General features: G+C 46.2%; 17 protein-coding genes. 12 read left to right on the top strand and 5 right to left on the bottom strand.

Annotated elements, in window-relative coordinates; all coding sequences use genetic code 11:
* Positions 1-51: 51 nt before the first annotated feature.
* The 4 genes from H5300_RS20225 to hslR form a co-directional block, all read right to left on the bottom strand.
* Positions 52-2,022 carry an AsmA family protein gene (locus H5300_RS20225; RefSeq protein WP_259397829.1) on the bottom strand — a complete coding sequence of 657 codons (1,971 nt, stop codon included), beginning with the start codon at positions 2,020-2,022 and terminating at the stop codon, positions 52-54.
* A 153-nt stretch (positions 2,023-2,175) separates the two neighbouring features.
* Positions 2,176-3,801 (bottom strand): phosphoenolpyruvate carboxykinase (ATP), encoded by a 1,626-nt coding sequence (gene pckA / locus H5300_RS20220; protein ID WP_004735593.1) that lies wholly within the window; start codon positions 3,799-3,801, stop codon positions 2,176-2,178.
* A gap of 337 nt (positions 3,802-4,138) precedes the next feature.
* Complete coding sequence (gene hslO / locus H5300_RS20215; RefSeq protein WP_065607309.1) at positions 4,139-5,032, bottom strand: Hsp33 family molecular chaperone HslO; 894 nt, start codon at positions 5,030-5,032, stop codon at positions 4,139-4,141.
* Positions 5,033-5,050: 18 nt separating this feature from the next.
* Entirely contained in the window at positions 5,051-5,437 is a 387-nt protein-coding gene (gene hslR, locus H5300_RS20210) for a ribosome-associated heat shock protein Hsp15 (protein ID WP_004735595.1), read from the bottom strand.
* Between the two features lie 317 nt (positions 5,438-5,754).
* Here hslR and gspC point away from each other — a divergent pair, with 317 nt between their 5' ends.
* The 12 genes from gspC (at position 5,755) to H5300_RS20150 (ending at position 17,338) form a co-directional block, all read left to right on the top strand.
* Positions 5,755-6,651 (top strand): type II secretion system protein GspC, encoded by an 897-nt coding sequence (gene gspC, locus H5300_RS20205; RefSeq protein ID WP_029222215.1) that lies wholly within the window; start codon positions 5,755-5,757, stop codon positions 6,649-6,651.
* 41 nt (positions 6,652-6,692) lie between these two features.
* Complete coding sequence (gene gspD / locus H5300_RS20200) at positions 6,693-8,714, top strand: type II secretion system secretin GspD (RefSeq protein WP_182796715.1); 2,022 nt, start codon at positions 6,693-6,695, stop codon at positions 8,712-8,714.
* Positions 8,714-10,216, top strand: coding sequence for a type II secretion system ATPase GspE (gene gspE, locus H5300_RS20195; protein WP_004735599.1), 1,503 nt, complete (start codon positions 8,714-8,716; stop codon positions 10,214-10,216). Before gspD ends, gspE begins: the two co-directional genes overlap by 1 nt.
* Position 10,217: 1 nt before the next feature.
* Entirely contained in the window at positions 10,218-11,438 is a 1,221-nt protein-coding gene (gene gspF / locus H5300_RS20190) for a type II secretion system inner membrane protein GspF (protein WP_004735600.1), read from the top strand.
* An 88-nt stretch (positions 11,439-11,526) separates the two neighbouring features.
* Positions 11,527-11,970, top strand: coding sequence for a type II secretion system major pseudopilin GspG (gene gspG, locus H5300_RS20185; RefSeq protein ID WP_004735601.1), 444 nt, complete (start codon positions 11,527-11,529; stop codon positions 11,968-11,970).
* A 63-nt stretch (positions 11,971-12,033) separates the two neighbouring features.
* On the top strand, positions 12,034-12,627 hold the full coding sequence (gspH, locus tag H5300_RS20180) for a type II secretion system minor pseudopilin GspH (protein WP_182796714.1): 594 nt from the start codon (positions 12,034-12,036) through the stop codon (positions 12,625-12,627).
* Complete coding sequence (gene gspI, locus H5300_RS20175; protein ID WP_182796713.1) at positions 12,614-13,009, top strand: type II secretion system minor pseudopilin GspI; 396 nt, start codon at positions 12,614-12,616, stop codon at positions 13,007-13,009. Before gspH ends, gspI begins: the two co-directional genes overlap by 14 nt.
* Entirely contained in the window at positions 12,996-13,799 is an 804-nt protein-coding gene (gene gspJ, locus H5300_RS20170) for a type II secretion system minor pseudopilin GspJ (protein WP_182796712.1), read from the top strand. The genes gspI and gspJ overlap by 14 nt, the downstream gene beginning before the upstream one ends.
* Complete coding sequence (gene gspK / locus H5300_RS20165; RefSeq protein WP_182796711.1) at positions 13,783-14,832, top strand: type II secretion system minor pseudopilin GspK; 1,050 nt, start codon at positions 13,783-13,785, stop codon at positions 14,830-14,832. The genes gspJ and gspK overlap by 17 nt, the downstream gene beginning before the upstream one ends.
* Positions 14,801-16,048 carry a type II secretion system protein GspL gene (gene gspL / locus H5300_RS20160; RefSeq protein WP_182796710.1) on the top strand — a complete coding sequence of 416 codons (1,248 nt, stop codon included), beginning with the start codon at positions 14,801-14,803 and terminating at the stop codon, positions 16,046-16,048. The genes gspK and gspL overlap by 32 nt, the downstream gene beginning before the upstream one ends.
* 20 nt (positions 16,049-16,068) lie before the next feature.
* Complete coding sequence (locus H5300_RS20155) at positions 16,069-16,557, top strand: type II secretion system protein M (protein WP_017081685.1); 489 nt, start codon at positions 16,069-16,071, stop codon at positions 16,555-16,557.
* Between the two features lies 1 nt (position 16,558).
* On the top strand, positions 16,559-17,338 hold the full coding sequence (locus H5300_RS20150) for a type II secretion system protein N (protein ID WP_182796709.1): 780 nt from the start codon (positions 16,559-16,561) through the stop codon (positions 17,336-17,338).
* Between the two features lie 79 nt (positions 17,339-17,417).
* Here the strand turns inward: H5300_RS20150 and H5300_RS20145 are convergent, their stop codons facing one another.
* Entirely contained in the window at positions 17,418-17,699 is a 282-nt protein-coding gene (locus H5300_RS20145) for a hypothetical protein (protein WP_259397819.1), read from the bottom strand.
* Positions 17,700-17,831 lie beyond the last annotated feature (132 nt).

The following is a 17,831-nucleotide window of genomic DNA, read 5'->3' as shown; positions in this document are numbered from 1 at the left end:
AACAGATACAGATACAGATACAGATACAGATACAGATACAGATACAAGGCGCTACTCCTGTGGAGTGGCGCTTTTTTGTTGGCAGTCGTTAATCTCGGAATACTCAGGTTGGGTGAGCTTTCCTGAGATTTGATGGCATTGGTCCGATAACGAAATGGATAGAGTGTGTTTGCTAGTTTCTAGCAAATCGAGCTCTCCAGAGACCTCACCGTTGAGCGTTTGAACTCTTTGTGTACCTTGCTCTGCTGAGGATGCACCAATAATGTGCATTGGTTCGAGAGTGAAGCGACCACGGTCAAAATTCGCATTAAGCTCTGGGATTTCAAACACGTTATCAGTCGATGTTTCAGAAAGCTTATCGTTAAAGGTCATCACACCTTGGCGAACACTGCCAGTGAGTTGCCCTGTGGTTGAGTAACCGAGCATCAAGGAATCGCCATACAAGCCTGCGGCTTGAAGTTCAAACTCACCATAGCCGGTTGCATCGAGCGGTAATTCGAGTTGCTGCAGCATGGGTGCTATGGGTAATCCATCGGCAGAGATATCTAAGCTCCATGGCTTACTGATTTGGTTGAAGTCGAGTGTCGCGTTGGCTTCAATATAGCCGTGCTTTAGTGGCATAAACAGGCGTGTTAGAGTCCATTTCCCTTGTTCGCTATTCATTTCAACCACGGGTTGAACACTGACAATATTTTGATAGCTGGCATCGTTGGCGCTAACCATCAACTTGCCTTGCCACAGTCCTAACTTTCTCTGTTGCAGCAGTTGAACCTGATGTCCTTCGACATGCAGCCCTGAGACCTGCCAGTAAGGTTTGTTTGCGAGTTGGATAAGTTGGCTACGTTCTATATTAAGTCGGTCAATAGAGGCTTGCTGAAGCTGTGTCAGCCAAGGCAATAGGCGAGCGGATGGTAGAACTTTATCTTGGCTTTCCGTAATCCACTTTATGCCTTGCAGGTCGAGCTGCGCTAATTGAATACTGCTAGGGGTGACTTCGCCATTAAGTTGAATACTGCCTTGTAAGAATTGAGTATAGAAATCTTCAATCAGAATCTGGTTCGGATCTAAATTGAGCTTGATACTTGGCTCTATGAACATGTCATCATCAATGGTCACTCCCTCTGCTTGCAGAGAGAAAATGGCTTTCTGTTGCTTCCACAGCTCAAAAGGCAGTTGGATATTTTCTAGTGAGGCATCAAAAGCTGCGAGGTGACCATCTTGCCATTCCACGTCGCTGCGCAGAATATCTAAGCTATTGATGTGATTGACCTGAATACCGGCTACATCCCACTCTTTGCTTAGTAGGCTTTGGGTCTGTTTCTGATTGAGTCGCAAGCCATCGACGGTCACATTCACCAACGACCAATCTTGCTGATACTGCTCTGCTTGTCCTGAAATCTTGGCACCGCGCCAGTCAAATGAAGCGCCATAAAGCGTGCTGTCGCTAGGTTTTAAGTCTAGGTCAAACAACAGGTTATCGAAGGCTTCTCCTTGCCAATACAGCTGCGTGGCTGAGAGTTGGATTTTGCCATAAGGCAGCAATGTGTTGTTGTCATCCCACGTTGGATCGGAGATCTGGAGGTCGATGCCTCGTGCATTAAAGTCTGGGGTCGAAAAGTCGAGATTATTGATGGCTAGCTGGCGGAGCTTGATGTTTGGTTGGGTGAATAACGGCGTGAATGTCTCTAGATCGCTTACCTCCAATTGTAGGCCACTGATCAAGACGGAGTCCAAGACCAGTTTAGCTTCTGTAATCGAGCTGGGACTGAACCAAAGATCGATCTTGTCGATATAGAGAGGTTTTTGTTTATCAGGTTGGCTTTGGGTAATGCCCATCAAGGTGATGTGATAAGGCGCTTGATACTCAACGTCTTCAATGAGTACAGGTTGTTCAAGCGTATGCTTGATAAAAAAGTTAGCAACATCCGATCGGTATTGAGTTTGTAGGCTTAATAACAACGCTGCGATAGTCGCAACGATGATGGCAACCACAATGCCAATCACCATGAATACCTTTTTCATTCCCTGAAAGCCTTAAATTTCAATAGTCTCAAAACAGAGTGGAACAAAAAGGGGCAAGCAGCAACAAAAAAGCCCCTCAAAAGAGGGGCTTGCTACAAAAATATCATTTTAAATTGGGCGTTCGCTTTTGGCTAAGCCCGAGCAGATGTTGGGTTAGTCTAGTTGAGGACCTGCCGCAACCAGTGACTTACCTTCAGCATTGTCTGTGTACTTATCAAAGTTGTTGATGAAGCGCTCTGCTAGATCTTTCGCTTTGCTTTCCCATTGTAGTGGGTCAGTGTAAGTATCTCGTGGGTCAAGAATCGCTGGGTCAACATCGTGCAACGCTAGCGGTACTTCTAGGTTAAACATAGGGATAACCTTAGTTTCAGCTTGGTCGATTGAGCCATCTAGGATAGCGTCGATGATGCCGCGAGTATCTTGGATTGAGATACGTTTGCCTGTGCCATTCCAACCTGTGTTCACTAGGTAAGCTTCAGCGCCAGCCGCTTCCATACGCTTCACAAGCACTTCAGCGTACTGAGTTGGGTGAAGAGTTAAGAATGCCGCACCAAATGCCGCAGAGAACGTTGGTGTTGGTTCAGTAATACCGCGCTCTGTACCTGCTAGCTTAGCTGTGAAGCCAGATAGGAAGTGGTACTTAGTTTGCTCCGGAGTCAGCTTAGATACTGGTGGTAGCACACCAAACGCATCCGCTGTTAGGAAGATAACTTTTTGAGCGTGACCTGCTTTTGATACTGGCTTAACAATGTTGTCGATGTGGTGAATCGGGTAAGAAACACGAGTGTTCTCTGTTTTTGAACCGTCATCGAAATCGATAGAACCATCACCACGAACCGTTACGTTTTCTAGCAGTGCATCGCGACGGATTGCATTGTAGATTTCTGGTTCTGCTTCTTTAGATAGACGAATCGTCTTCGCGTAACAACCACCTTCGAAGTTGAAGATACCATCGTCATCCCAACCGTGCTCATCATCACCGATTAGCTCACGCTTAGGATCGGTTGATAGGGTTGTTTTACCGGTACCTGATAGGCCGAAGAATACAGCTACGTCGCCTTCTTCGCCAACGTTTGCACTACAGTGCATTGAAGCAATGCCTTGCAGAGGAAGCAGGTAGTTCATCATTGCGAACATGCCTTTCTTCATCTCACCGCCGTACCAAGTACCACCGATGATTTGAACGCGCTCTGTTAGGTTGAAAGCAACGAAGTTTTCAGAGTTTAGACCCTGCTTTTCCCAGTTAGGGTTCGTTGTTTTAGCACCGTTCATTACCACGAAATCAGGTTCGAACGTTGCTAGCTCTTCGTCAGTTGGACGAATGAACATGTTCTTAACGAAGTGCGCTTGCCACGCTACTTCAGTGATAATACGCACACTTAAACGCGTATCTGGGTTAGCACCACAATAACCGTCGATGACAAACAGGCGCTTGCCAGATAGCTGAGTTGTCACAAGCTCTTTCAGCTCACTCCATACTTCAGTTGTAATCGGTTTGTTGTCATTTTTGCCTTGATCTGACCACCACATGGTATCGCGCGTAGTGTCATCTTTAACAATGTACTTATCTTTTGGTGAGCGGCCAGTAAAGATACCAGTGTCAACCGCAACAGAGCCTAGTTCCGTTACTACGCCTTTTTCGTAGCCTTCCAAACCTGGCAGTGTTTCTTCAACGAATAACTGCTCGTAGCTAGGATTACGAAGAACTTCAGTAACGCCAGTCAGTCCGTGCTTAGTTAGATCAATTTGTGCAGCCTTAGTATGTTCCATAACGGTCATAGGTGCTCCTTGTAGGATATTTTGTAGGGATTTTGTATTAATTTTTTATTGTTATCTGCTCACCATGCTAGCAACGAGGCTCGGGGGAAACAGGGATACAGCTCAAAAAATATCCATATTAACCGTGGGGTTTTAAGCGTCTCGTCACATATTGGCCCGACTAGTCTATCCTGTACGCAAACCTTTGCGCTAGGGGCGAGAACATTATTAATTGATTAAAATTAAGCGGTGATTTTATTACGAGATGTTACGGGCTTTGCGCTATTTTGATCACAAAAAAGGCCAGCTGAGTGCTGACCTTTTTGGGGTAAATTACGTGTTTTTGGTACGCTGTAAATTAATGAACCGTATTGTCGCCTTTATCTGCTGCTTCTGCGTACAGTGCATCAACGTCGCCCTTATCGAACGAGTAGTTTGTGCCACAGTAATCACAGTGAAGAGCAACACTACCTTCCGTACTCAAGATGTCGTAGATCTCCTCTTGAGCAACGGTAATGATAGCGGCACCACTGCGTTCACGAGAACAACCACAGAAGAACTCGACAGGTTGAGGGGTAAATACCTGAACCTTCTCTTGGTTATATAGGCGGTACAACAAATCATTCGCTTCTAGAGAGAATAGCTCTTCGTTTTTAACCGTGTCAGTTAACTGCTCCAGGTGCTCGAAGTCATCTGGCGTACCGGTGCCGTCTGGCATAACTTGCAGCAACATACCCGCAGCGTGTGCTTTGCCTTCATGTTCACCCGTACGTAGCCATAGACGAGTCTTTAGCTGTTCAGAGTTTGCGAAGTAACCTTCAAGGACTTCAGCTAGAGTGTCACCTTCAAGACCAACGATACCTTGGTAACGCTCACCTTTTTTAGGATCGATAGTGATCACTAGGTGGCCTTTACCCATAAGGTCGTGCAGCCCAGCGTCGTCAGCAATGTCACCGTCAAAGCGCGCAACACCACGAATCTTCTGATCGTTATCGCCATTAATAACAGCGAGAGATACTGGGCCATCACCTTGCAGTTGCATCGTGATAGAACCTTCAAACTTTAGCGTCGCCGTTAGTAGCGTCGTTGAAACCAGTAGCTCACCCAACAGCTTTTGTACTGGAGCTGGGTATTCCTTGCTAGAAATAATCTGTTGGTACGCTTCGTCCATCTGTACCAATTCACCACGTACTGATAGGTCTTCAAATAGGTAGCGATTTAAAACATTACTTGTAGACATTGGGTCTGCCATTTGGCTATTCCTTCTAGCTTATTGAGTCTTGAACTTGATGATGTCACGACGTTGCTTTTTATCTGGGCGACGTTCTGGTGCTGGGCTATGAGCATTCAGTTTGCGTTGTTGTGCAAACTCTTCTCTTTTTGCCAAGCTTTCGGTGGTTTCTTCATAGAGGGTTTGAGCGACTGGCGCCCCGCCACGGTGTGCGGATATTTTCTCTATGGTGACCGTCTTTTCTTCATTCCCTTGGCGCAGGGTAATCACTGCCCCAAGTTCTACGATTTTGCTGGGTTTGCTGCGCTGACCATTATAGTGGACTTTGCCACCATCGACCATGTTGCGAGCAATCGAACGAGTTTTATAAAAGCGTGCTGCCCACAACCATTTATCGAGTCTGACAGCTTCATTAGTCGTTTTCATATAGGACAGTGCCTTTTCAGTTAGAAATGAATGCGGTTTAACTGTTATTCACAGCATGCAACTTATTTTGTTTGATGACGCTTATCACATTTAGTAGAAGCTTATGTGGAGGCGATTGGCTTTTTTTTCAAGGAAGATTACAAAATAGCTCAGGTAATGCCGATTTATAGATTTGCTATGATATAGTTCAGGATCTTATGCTTTTAATAAGCTGGAACAGAATGTATGAACAAAAAAGCTGATAGTTTAGTAGGTTACAGCTTTATTCGTTATAGAAAGGGTTAGGGAACGTGAACTTTTTAGAGCTCAAACTTCGCATGGATAACTCTCCGGTGCTGAGCCGATTTTTAGAGAATGGATTTTTACTCCAGCAGAAACTGAGCCTTGTTCTTTGTTGTGTGTTGATCGCAGCTTCCGCATGGATTTTAGGACAGCTTGCATGGTTTATTGAACCTGCTGAGCAAACCGTGGTGCCATGGGTAGCAACGGCTTCCTCGTCTTCAACGCCTCAATCGACTCTTGATATCTCTTCTTTGCAGCAGAGCAACATGTTTGGTGCTTATAACCCAACCACGCCTGCTGTGGTTGAGCAGCAAGTTATCCAAGATGCGCCAAAGACGCGACTGAATCTCGTTTTGGTGGGTGCAGTAGCCAGTTCTAATCCAAAACTGAGCTTGGCTGTGATTGCCAATCGCGGCACACAAGCGACCTACGGAATTAACGAAGAGATTGAAGGCACTAGAGCTAAGCTCAAGGCCGTATTAGTCGATCGTGTGATCATCGATAACTCTGGGCGAGACGAAACCCTGATGCTTGAAGGTATTGAGTACAAGCGTTTGTCTGTATCAGCGCCTGCGCCACCTCGTACCTCTTCTTCTGTGCGTGGCAACAACCCAGCTTCTGCAGAAGAGAAGCTAGATGAAATTAAAGCGAAGATAATGAAAGATCCGCAACAAATCTTCCAATATGTTCGACTGTCTCAGGTGAAACGCGACGATAAAGTGATTGGTTATCGTGTGAGCCCTGGCAAAGATTCAGAACTTTTTAACTCTGTTGGGCTCCAAAACGGAGATATTGCCACTCAGTTAAATGGACAAGACCTGACAGACCCTGCTGCTATGGGCAACATATTCCGTTCTATCTCAGAGCTGACAGAGCTAAACCTCGTCGTCGAGAGAGATGGTCAACAACATGAAGTGTTTATTGAATTTTAAAACTTTGCGTCTAACGAAGGACGAAAGTGTAGGAGAAGTACGTGAAGCATTGGTTTAAGAAAAGTGCATGGTTATTGGCAGGAAGCTTAATCTGCACACCCGCAGCCATCGCGAGTGATTTTAGTGCCAGCTTTAAAGGCACTGATATTCAAGAGTTTATTAATATTGTTGGTCGTAACCTAGAGAAGACGATCATCGTTGACCCTTCGGTGCGCGGAAAAATCGATGTACGCAGCTACGACGTACTCAATGAAGAGCAATATTACAGCTTCTTCCTAAACGTATTGGAAGTGTATGGCTACGCGGTTGTCGAAATGGACTCGGGTGTTCTTAAGATCATCAAGGCCAAAGATTCGAAAACATCGGCAATTCCAGTCGTTGGAGACAGTGACACGATCAAAGGCGACAATGTGGTGACACGTGTTGTGACGGTTCGTAATGTCTCGGTGCGTGAACTTTCTCCTCTGCTTCGTCAACTAAACGACAATGCAGGCGCGGGTAACGTTGTGCACTACGACCCAGCCAACATCATCCTTATTACAGGCCGAGCGGCGGTAGTAAACCGTTTAGCTGAAATCATCAAGCGCGTTGACCAAGCGGGTGATAAAGAGATTGAAGTCGTTGAGCTAAAGAATGCTTCTGCGGCAGAAATGGTACGTATCGTTGATGCGTTAAGCAAAACCACAGATGCTAAAAATACACCTGCCTTCCTACAACCTAAATTAGTTGCTGATGAGCGTACCAACGCGATTCTTATCTCAGGCGACCCTAAAGTACGTAGCCGTTTAAGAAGGCTGATTGAACAGCTTGATGTTGAAATGGCAACCAAGGGCAACAACCAAGTTATTTACCTTAAGTACGCAAAAGCAGAAGATTTAGTTGATGTGCTGAAAGGCGTGTCGGACAACCTGCAATCAGAAAAGCAATCTTCAACCAAAGGCAGCTCATCGCAACGTAACCAAGTGATGATCTCCGCTCACAGTGACACCAACTCTTTAGTGATTACCGCACAGCCAGACATCATGAATGCTTTGCAAGATGTGATCGCACAGCTGGATATTCGTCGTGCTCAAGTATTGATTGAAGCCCTAATTGTCGAGATGGCAGAAGGTGACGGTGTTAATCTTGGTGTGCAATGGGGTAACCTAGAAACGGGTGCTATGATTCAGTACAGCAACACTGGTGCATCGGTTGGTCAGGTCATGATTGGCATGGAAGAAGCAGAGGACCAAACTAGTACTGAATATTATACTGATAATGATGGCAATCGAGTTCCATATAGCGTGACTGAATCTGGCGACTATTCAACCTTAGCCACCGCTCTTTCTGGTGTTAATGGCGCGGCAATGAGCGTGGTAATGGGCGACTGGACTGCCTTGATCAGTGCAGTAGCGACTGATTCAAATTCAAATATCCTATCTTCTCCAAGTATCACCGTGATGGATAACGGCGAAGCGTCGTTCATTGTGGGTGAAGAGGTTCCGGTTCTAACGGGGTCAACTGCGGGCTCAAGTAATGATAACCCATTCCAAACGGTCGATCGTAAAGAAGTGGGTATCAAGCTTAAAGTGGTGCCACAAATCAACGAAGGTGACTCTGTTCAGCTGCAAATAGAGCAAGAAGTCTCTAACGTATTAGGTGCGAACGGTGCGGTTGATGTACGTTTTGCTAAGCGTCAGCTAAATACGTCAGTGATTGTTCAAGATGGCCAAATGTTGGTGCTTGGTGGTCTGATTGATGAGCGCGCGCTTGAAAGTGAATCTAAGGTCCCATTTTTGGGCGATATTCCAGTAATTGGGCATTTGTTTAAATCAACCAGTACTCAGGTTGAGAAAAAGAACCTAATGATCTTCATCAAACCAACCATTATTCGCGATGGCATGACAGCCGATGGTATCACTCAGCGTAAATACAACTTCATCCGTGCTGAGCAGTTGTACAAGGCTGAGCAAGGACTGAAATTAATGGCAGACGATAACATCCCGGTATTGCCTAAATTTGGTGCCGACATGAATCACCCGGCTGAAATTCAAGCCTTCATCGATCAAATGGAACAAGAATAATGGCTGAATTGGTAGGGGCGGCACGTACTTATCAGCGCTTGCCGTTTAGCTTTGCGAATCGCTATAAGATGGTGTTGGAGTATCAACATCCAGAGCGCGCACCGATACTTTATTATGTTGAGCCACTGAAATCGGCGGCGATCATTGAAGTGAGTCGAGTGGTGAAAAATGGTTTTACGCCACAAGCGATTACTCTCGATGAGTTTGATAAAAAACTGACCGATGCTTATCAGCGTGACTCGTCAGAAGCTCGTCAGCTCATGGAAGACATTGGTGCTGATAGTGATGATTTCTTCTCACTAGCGGAAGAACTGCCTCAAGACGAAGACTTACTTGAATCAGAAGATGATGCACCAATCATCAAGTTAATCAATGCGATGCTGGGTGAGGCGATCAAAGAGGGTGCTTCGGATATACACATCGAAACCTTTGAAAAGTCACTTTGTATCCGTTTCCGAGTTGATGGTGTGCTGCGTGATGTTCTAGCGCCAAGCCGTAAACTGGCTCCGCTATTGGTTTCACGTGTCAAGGTTATGGCTAAACTGGATATTGCGGAAAAACGCGTGCCACAAGATGGCCGTATCTCTCTGCGTATCGGTGGCCGAGCGGTTGATGTTCGTGTTTCAACCATGCCTTCTTCGCACGGTGAGCGTGTGGTAATGCGTCTGTTGGACAAAAACGCCACTCGTCTAGACTTGCACAGTTTAGGTATGACAGCAGAAAACCATGAAAACTTCCGTAAGCTGATTCAGCGCCCACACGGCATTATCTTGGTGACCGGCCCGACAGGTTCAGGTAAATCGACGACCCTGTACGCTGGTCTGCAAGAACTCAACAGCAATGAACGAAACATTTTAACCGTTGAAGACCCGATCGAATTCGATATCGATGGCATTGGTCAAACACAAGTGAACCCTAAGGTTGATATGACCTTTGCGCGTGGTTTACGTGCCATTCTTCGTCAAGATCCTGATGTGGTTATGATTGGTGAGATCCGTGACTTGGAGACCGCAGAGATCGCTGTCCAGGCCTCTTTGACAGGTCACTTAGTTATGTCGACTCTGCATACCAATACTGCAGTCGGTGCGATTACACGTCTGCGTGATATGGGCATTGAACCTTTCTTGATCTCTTCTTCACTGCTGGGTGTTTTGGCTCAGCGCTTGGTTCGTACCTTATGTAACGAATGTAAAGAACCTTATGAAGCCGATAAAGAGCAGAAGAAACTGTTTGGGTTGAAGAAGAAAGAAAGCCTGACGCTTTACCATGCCAAAGGTTGTGAAGAGTGTGGCCATAAGGGTTATCGAGGTCGTACTGGTATTCATGAGCTGCTGATGATTGATGACTCAGTACAAGAGCTGATTCACAGTGAAGCGGGTGAGCAGGCGATTGATAAAGCAATTCGTGGCACAACACCAAGTATTCGAGATGATGGCTTGAGCAAAGTTCTGAAAGGGGTAACTTCCCTAGAAGAAGTGATGCGCGTGACCAAGGAAGTCTAGTATGGCGGCATTTGAATACAAAGCACTGGATGCCAAAGGCAAAAGTAAAAAAGGCTCAATTGAAGCAGATAATGCTCGTCAGGCTCGCCAAAGAATCAAAGAACTTGGCTTGATGCCGGTTGAGATGACCGAGGCTAAAGCAAAAACAGCAAAAGGTGCTCAGCCATCGACCAGCTTTAAACGCGGCATCAGTACACCTGATCTTGCGCTTATTACTCGTCAAATATCCACGCTCGTTCAATCTGGTATGCCGTTGGAAGAGTGTTTGAAAGCTGTTGCCGAACAGTCTGAGAAACCTCGTATTCGCACCATGCTACTCGCGGTGAGATCTAAGGTGACTGAAGGTTATTCGTTAGCAGACAGCTTGTCTGATTATCCCCATATCTTCGATGAGCTATTCAGAGCCATGGTTGCTGCTGGTGAGAAGTCAGGACACCTCGATGCGGTATTGGAACGATTGGCTGACTACGCAGAAAACCGTCAGAAGATGCGTTCTAAGTTGCTGCAAGCGATGATCTACCCAATCGTGCTGGTGGTGTTTGCGGTGACGATTGTGTCGTTCCTACTGGCAACGGTAGTGCCTAAGATCGTTGAGCCTATTATCCAAATGGGACAAGAGCTTCCTCAGTCGACACAATTTTTATTAGCATCGAGTGAATTTATCCAGAATTGGGGCATCCAATTACTGGTGTTGACCATTGGTGTGATTGTGTTGGTTAAGACTGCACTGAAAAAGCCGGGCGTTCGCATGAGCTGGGATCGCAAATTATTGAGCATCCCGCTGATCGGCAAGATAGCGAAAGGGATCAACACCTCTCGCTTTGCACGAACACTTTCTATCTGTACCTCTAGTGCGATTCCTATCCTTGAAGGGATGAAGGTCGCGGTAGATGTGATGTCGAATCATCACGTGAAACAACAAGTATTACAGGCATCAGATAGCGTTAGAGAAGGGGCAAGCCTGCGTAAAGCGCTTGATCAAACCAAACTCTTTCCCCCGATGATGCTGCATATGATCGCCAGTGGTGAGCAGAGTGGCCAATTGGAACAGATGCTGACAAGAGCGGCAGATAACCAGGATCAAAGCTTTGAATCGACGGTCAATATCGCGTTAGGCATTTTTACCCCAGCGCTTATTGCGTTGATGGCTGGCTTAGTGCTGTTTATCGTGATGGCGACGCTGATGCCAATGCTTGAAATGAACAATTTAATGAGTGGTTAACCTGCTGCTCATCAGACGTTAGTTTTTGGATTATCGAGAAGAAGGACATCATTCCCCTTAACTCGCTATCTGTAATTTGGAGAAAATAATGAAAAATAAAATGAAAAAACAGTCAGGCTTTACCCTATTAGAAGTCATGGTTGTTGTCGTTATCCTTGGTGTTCTAGCAAGTTTTGTTGTACCTAACCTGTTGGGCAACAAAGAGAAGGCGGATCAACAAAAAGCCATCACTGATATCGTGGCGCTAGAGAACGCGCTCGACATGTACAAGCTGGATAACAGCGTGTACCCAACAACGGATCAAGGCCTTGACGGGTTGGTGACAAAGCCAAGCAGCCCAGAGCCTCGTAACTACCGAGACGGCGGTTACATCAAGCGTCTACCTAACGACCCATGGGGCAATGAGTACCAATACCTAAGTCCTGGTGATAACGGCACAATTGATATCTTTACTCTTGGCGCAGATGGTCAAGAAGGTGGTGAAGGTATTGCTGCGGATATCGGCAACTGGAACATGCAGGACTTCCAATAAGCTTCGGCTTGTTGTCGCTTGATACGTTATTGATGGTAGTACGCAAAAAATGGAGTCTACAAGGTGAAAACTAAGCAAACACAGCCAGGTTTCACCTTGATTGAGATTCTTTTGGTGTTGGTATTACTGTCAGTATCGGCGGTCGCGGTGATCTCGACCATCCCTACCAATAGCAAAGATGTTGCTAAAAAATACGCTCAAAGCTTTTATCAGCGAATTCAGCTACTCAATGAAGAGGCTATTTTGAGTGGCTTAGATTTTGGTGTTCGTGTTGATGAAAAAAAATCGACTTACGTTCTGATGACTTTGAAGTCTGATGGCTGGCAAGAAACGGAGTTCGAAAAGATCCCTTCTTCAACTGAATTACCGGAAGAACTGGCACTGTCGCTGACATTAGGTGGTGGCGCGTGGGAAGACGATGATCGTCTTTTTAATCCAGGAAGCTTATTTGATGAAGACATGTTTGCGGATCTGGAAGAGGAAAAGAAGCCCAAGCCACCACAGGTTTACATCTTGTCGAGTGCTGAAATGACGCCATTTGTACTGTCGTTTTACCCAAACACGGGTGACACTATACAAGATGGTTGGCGCATTCGAGTATTGGATAAGGGTGAGATTCGACTGCTAGAGCCGGGAGAAGAAGATGAAGAAGAATAACCGTTCTCTTTATCGTTCTCGTGGTATGCCTCTTGGTTCTCGAGGAATGACTCTGCTTGAAGTATTGGTTGCGCTGGCTATCTTCGCTACGGCGGCGATCAGTGTGATTCGTGCCGTCACCCAGCACATCAATACGCTCAGTTATCTCGAAGAAAAAACCTTCGCGGCGATGGTCGTTGATAATCAAATGGCCCTAGTCATGCTACATCCTGAGAAGCTTAAAAAAGCGCAGGGCACGCAAGAGTTAGCGGGAAGAGAGTGGTTCTGGAAGATTACCCCTATCGATACCAGCGATGATTTATTAAAGGCGTTTGATGTGAGTGCGGCAACCAGTAAGAAAGCGTCTCCAGTCGTTACGGTGCGCAGTTATGTGGTCAATTAAGAGCATGTGGTTAACTAAGAGCATGTTGTCAATTAAGAACAGCTCGCTAACTAAGAGCGTGTCGCTAAGTAAGAGCGTGTCAGCAGGTAAGCGTACGCCGCGTAAACCAGGTCTATCTTCCAAAGGGAGAGGCTTTACCCTAATTGAAGTCTTGGTCTCGATCGCTATCTTTGCCACGTTAAGCATGGCGGCTTATCAGGTGGTTAATCAGGTACAGCGAAGCAACGAGATCTCTATTGAGCGCAGTGCTCGTTTGAACCAACTGCAACGAAGTTTAGTCATTTTAGATAATGATTTTCGCCAGATGGCGGTGCGAAAATTTCGTACCAACGGTGAAGAAGCATCATCTAAGCTGATCTTAATGAAAGAGTATTTATTGGATTCTGACAGTGTAGGCATCATGTTTACTCGCCTAGGTTGGCACAACCCACAACAGCAGTTTCCTCGCGGTGAAGTCACGAAGGTTGGTTACCGCATTAAAGAAGAAACACTTGAGCGTGTATGGTGGCGTTATCCCGATACACCTGCAGGCCAAGGAGGTGTGATTACCCCTCTGCTTGATGATGTTGAAAGCTTGGAATTCGAGTTTTATGACGGAAGCCGCTGGGGGAAAGAGTGGCAAACCGATAAGTCCCTGCCGAAAGCGGTGAGGCTCAAGCTGACACTAAAAGACTATGGTGAGATAGAGCGTGTTTATCTCACTCCAGGTGGCACTCTAGATCAGGCCGATGATTCTTCAAACAGTGACTCTTCAGGCAGTAGTGAGGGGAATAATGACTCATCGAACTAATAAGCGTTTAGCGACAAGGTCAGCCTTGGGACGTAAACAACGTGGTGTCGCGCTGATCATTATTTTGATGCTATTGGCGATCATGGCAACCATTGCTGGCAGCATGTCCGAGCGTTTGTTTACGCAATTCAAGCGCGTTGGTAACCAACTGAATTACCAACAGGCTTACTGGTATAGCATTGGTGTGGAAGCGCTTGTGCAAGACGGTATTAGGCAAAGTTACAAAGACAGTGATACCGTGAACCTAAGCCAACCATGGGCGTTAGAAGAGCAGGTATACCCATTGGATTATGGCCAAGTTAAGGGCCGCATTGTTGATGCTCAGGCATGTTTTAATCTTAATGCCTTAGCCGGAGTGGCGACCACTTCAAGTAACCAGACTCCTTATTTAATCACGGTTTGGCAAACCTTATTGGAAAACCAAGACGTTGAGCCTTATCAGGCTGAGGTTATCGCAAATTCAACGTGGGAATTTGTTGATGCGGATACACGAACCACCTCTTCGTCTGGTGTAGAAGACAGCACGTATGAAGCGATGAAGCCCTCTTATTTGGCGGCGAATGGCTTAATGGCCGATGAATCGGAGCTACGAGCGGTTTATCAGGTCACTGGTGAAGTGATGAATAAGGTTCGCCCATTTGTTTGCGCTCTGCCAACCGATGATTTCCGCTTGAATGTGAATACTCTCACGGAAAAGCAAGCGCCGTTATTGGAAGCGATGTTTGCGCCCGGCTTAAGTGAATCGGATGCCAAACAGCTGATAGACAAACGCCCATTTGATGGCTGGGATACGGTGGATGCTTTCATGGCTGAACCTGCCATTGTTAGTGTGAGTGCCGAAGTCAGCAAGAAAGCGAAAGCATATTTAACTGTAGATAGCGCCTATTTTGAGCTAGATGCAGAGGTATTAGTTGAGCAGTCACGTGTACGTATACGGACGCTTTTCTATAGTAGTAATCGAGAAACAGTGACGGTAGTACGCCGTCGTTTTGGAGGAATCAGTGAGCGAGTTTCTGACCGTTCGACTGAGTAGCGAACCACAAAGCCCTGTGCAGTGGTTAGTTTGGTCGACAAGCCAACAAGAAGTGATAGCAAGCGGTGAACTGTCTAGCTGGGATCAGCTTGACGAGTTAACGCCTTACGCTGAAAAGCGCAGCTGTATCGCTTTATTGCCGGGAAGTGAATGCTTAATTAAGCGTGTTGAGATCCCGAAAGGTGCTGCTCGCCAGTTTGATTCTATGCTGCCGTTCTTATTAGAAGACGAAGTCGCACAAGATATCGAAGACTTACACCTGACTATTTTAGATAAAGAAGCCACTCACGCTACCGTGTGTGGTGTGGATCGTGAATGGTTAAAACAAGCTTTAGACCTGTTTCGCGAAGCCAATATAATCTTCCGCAAGGTGCTACCAGATACACTAGCCGTGCCTTTGGAAGATCAAGGCATCAGTGCATTACAGATCGACCAACATTGGTTATTACGCCAAGGTCACTCTCAACGTCAAGGTAACTATCAAGCCGTATCAATCAGCGAAGCATGGTTACCGATGTTTTTGCAAAGTGATTGGGTTGTTGCTGATGACGAAGAGCAAGCGACGACTATCTTCAGCTACACCGCGATGCCGAACGACGACGTTCAACAGCAAAGCGGTCTCGAGTGGCAAGCAAAGCCTGCGGAATTGGTGATGTCTTTGTTGAGCCAACAAGCGATCACAAGCGGCGTAAATTTACTGACTGGCACCTTTAAAACCAAATCTTCATTCAGTAAATATTGGCGCGTATGGCAGAAAGTCGCGATTGCTGCTTGTTTGCTGGTGGCCGTGATTGTGACTCAGCAAGTGTTGAAGGTTCAGCAATACGAAGCGCAAGCACAAGCCTACCGCATGGAGAGTGAGCGTATCTTTAGAGCTGTGCTGCCTGGCAAACAACGCATTCCGACCGTGAGTTACCTCAAGCGTCAGATGAACGACGAAGCTAAGAAATACGGTGGTTCAGGCGAAGGTGATTCCTTACTTGGTTGGTTAGCTTTGCTGCCTGAAACCTTAGGGCAAGTGAAGACGATCGAAGTTGAAAGCATTCGCTACGATGGCAACCGTTCTGAGGTTCGACTGCAGGCTAAAAGTTCTGACTTCCAACACTTTGAGACCGCAAGGGTGAAACTCGAAGAGAAGTTTGTCGTTGAGCAAGGGCCATTGAACCGTAATGGCGATGCCGTATTTGGCAGTTTTACTCTTAAACCCCATCAATAACCTGCGTAAGGAGATCAGTGATGAGAAATATGATTGAACCACTCCAAGCGTGGTGGACTTCAATAAGTCAGCGGGAACAACGATTAGTCATTGGTTGTTCTATTTTATTGATACTGGGCGTTGTCTATTGGGGATTAATACAACCACTTAGCCAACGAGCTGAGCTTGCACAAAGTCGTATTCAAAGTGAGAAGCAGCTTCTTGCTTGGGTAACGGACAAAGCGAATCAAGTGGTTGAACTACGAGGCAGTGGTGGTATCAGTGCCAGCCAGCCTTTGAACCAATCTGTGCCTGCTTCTATGCGCCGTTTTAACATCGAGCTGATACGCGTACAACCACGTGGTGAGATGCTGCAAGTATGGATTAAGCCTGTGCCATTTAATAAGTTCGTTGACTGGCTGACATACCTGAAAGAAAAGCAGGGTGTTGAGGTTGAGTTTATGGATATTGATCGCTCTGATAGCCCTGGGGTTATTGAGATCAACCGACTACAGTTTAAACGAGGTTAATGTGAAACGCGGTTTATCTTTCAAATATGGCCTGTTATTCAGCGTCATTTTTATCGTTTTTTTCTCGGTAAGCTTATTGCTGCATTTGCCTGCCGCTTTTGTTCTCAAGAATGCACCCGTTGTGCGTGGTTTAAGCATTGAAGGTATTGAGGGCACAGTTTGGCAAGGTCGCGCTAATAATATTGCGTGGCAGCGTGTCAATTACGGCTCAGTGCAGTGGGACTTCCAGTTCTCTAAACTATTCCAAGCCAAAGCAGAACTTGCGGTTCGCTTTGGCCGCAACAGCGACATGAACTTATCAGGTAAAGGACGTGTCGGGTATAGCATGAGCGGTGCTTACGCGGAAAACTTAGTGGCATCAATGCCAGCCAGCAACGTGATGAAATATGCGCCTGCTATCCCAGTGCCAGTGTCTATTGCCGGACAAGTTGAACTGACGATCAAACATGCGGTTCATGCTCAACCTTGGTGTCAATCAGGCGAAGGTACGCTTGCTTGGTCTGGTGCAGCTGTCGACTCGCCAGTGGGTTCGTTAGACCTTGGCCCTGTGATTGCGGACATAACCTGTGAAGACAACACAATTGCAGCCAAAGGTGCTCAGAAGAGCCCTCAAGTGGACAGTGAGTTCTCGGCGAGCGTAACGCCGAATCAAAGCTACACCTCGGCGGCATGGTTTAAGCCTGGCGCTGAATTCCCGCCAGCAATGCAGAGTCAGCTTAAGTGGTTGGGCAATCCTGATAGCCAAGGTAAATACCAATTTACTTATCAAGGCCGCTTTTAGTGCTTTGTTAAAAAGTGAACGAGTAAACGAAAGGGCGGTAGAATTAAATTCTATCGCCCTTTCGTTTATGGACTAATAGTTACTTTGCGTCATCTACATATTGATAAGCAATCACAATATCAACGCCTTGTGTCGGAATAGCTGCCCCTGTAAATACGATAGACTCAGATAGTGGGTAATATTGCCAACCGTTCGAAGAGTTACGGTTTACTTTCGTGCCGTTAACGGTGACTAGAATCGATGATGAAAGAATATGTTGTGCTTCAGCTTTAGAAAGCTTATAGCCAGCACTTGAAGCCCCAGCATTTTGGGCCATCACCTCAACAAACGCCTTGTACTCAGAAGTAACATTGATATTCAAGGTCTTACCTATACCCGTGATCAATGAAGGTGCTTGATTTTCGATAAAATCAGGATCATGCTAAGACCCATGAAAATTACACTGACTCCTCAACAAAAGCTGCAACTCGAGCAGATGCACGATTCTACTCGT

It is taken from the genome of Vibrio sp. SG41-7, assembly GCF_014164465.1.
GTDB classification, from domain to species: Bacteria; Pseudomonadota; Gammaproteobacteria; order Enterobacterales; family Vibrionaceae; genus Vibrio; species Vibrio splendidus.
The sequence above is the reverse complement of the archived record's forward strand: the minus strand, read 5'-3'. Positions and strand labels throughout refer to the sequence as shown.

Coding starts and splice junctions, on each gene's coding strand:
- H5300_RS20225 (WP_259397829.1), bottom strand. CDS start 2,022: ATGAAAAAGGTATTCATGGTGATTGGCATTGTGGTTGCCATCATCGTT.
- pckA (WP_004735593.1), bottom strand. CDS start 3,801: ATGACCGTTATGGAACATACTAAGGCTGCACAAATTGATCTAACTAAG.
- hslO (WP_065607309.1), bottom strand. CDS start 5,032: ATGGCAGACCCAATGTCTACAAGTAATGTTTTAAATCGCTACCTATTT.
- hslR (WP_004735595.1), bottom strand. CDS start 5,437: ATGAAAACGACTAATGAAGCTGTCAGACTCGATAAATGGTTGTGGGCA.
- gspC (WP_029222215.1), top strand. CDS start 5,755: ATGGATAACTCTCCGGTGCTGAGCCGATTTTTAGAGAATGGATTTTTA.
- gspE (WP_004735599.1), top strand. CDS start 8,714: ATGGCTGAATTGGTAGGGGCGGCACGTACTTATCAGCGCTTGCCGTTT.
- gspF (WP_004735600.1), top strand. CDS start 10,218: ATGGCGGCATTTGAATACAAAGCACTGGATGCCAAAGGCAAAAGTAAA.
- gspG (WP_004735601.1), top strand. CDS start 11,527: ATGAAAAATAAAATGAAAAAACAGTCAGGCTTTACCCTATTAGAAGTC.
- gspI (WP_182796713.1), top strand. CDS start 12,614: ATGAAGAAGAATAACCGTTCTCTTTATCGTTCTCGTGGTATGCCTCTT.
- gspJ (WP_182796712.1), top strand. CDS start 12,996: ATGTGGTCAATTAAGAGCATGTGGTTAACTAAGAGCATGTTGTCAATT.
- gspK (WP_182796711.1), top strand. CDS start 13,783: ATGACTCATCGAACTAATAAGCGTTTAGCGACAAGGTCAGCCTTGGGA.
- H5300_RS20155 (WP_017081685.1), top strand. CDS start 16,069: ATGAGAAATATGATTGAACCACTCCAAGCGTGGTGGACTTCAATAAGT.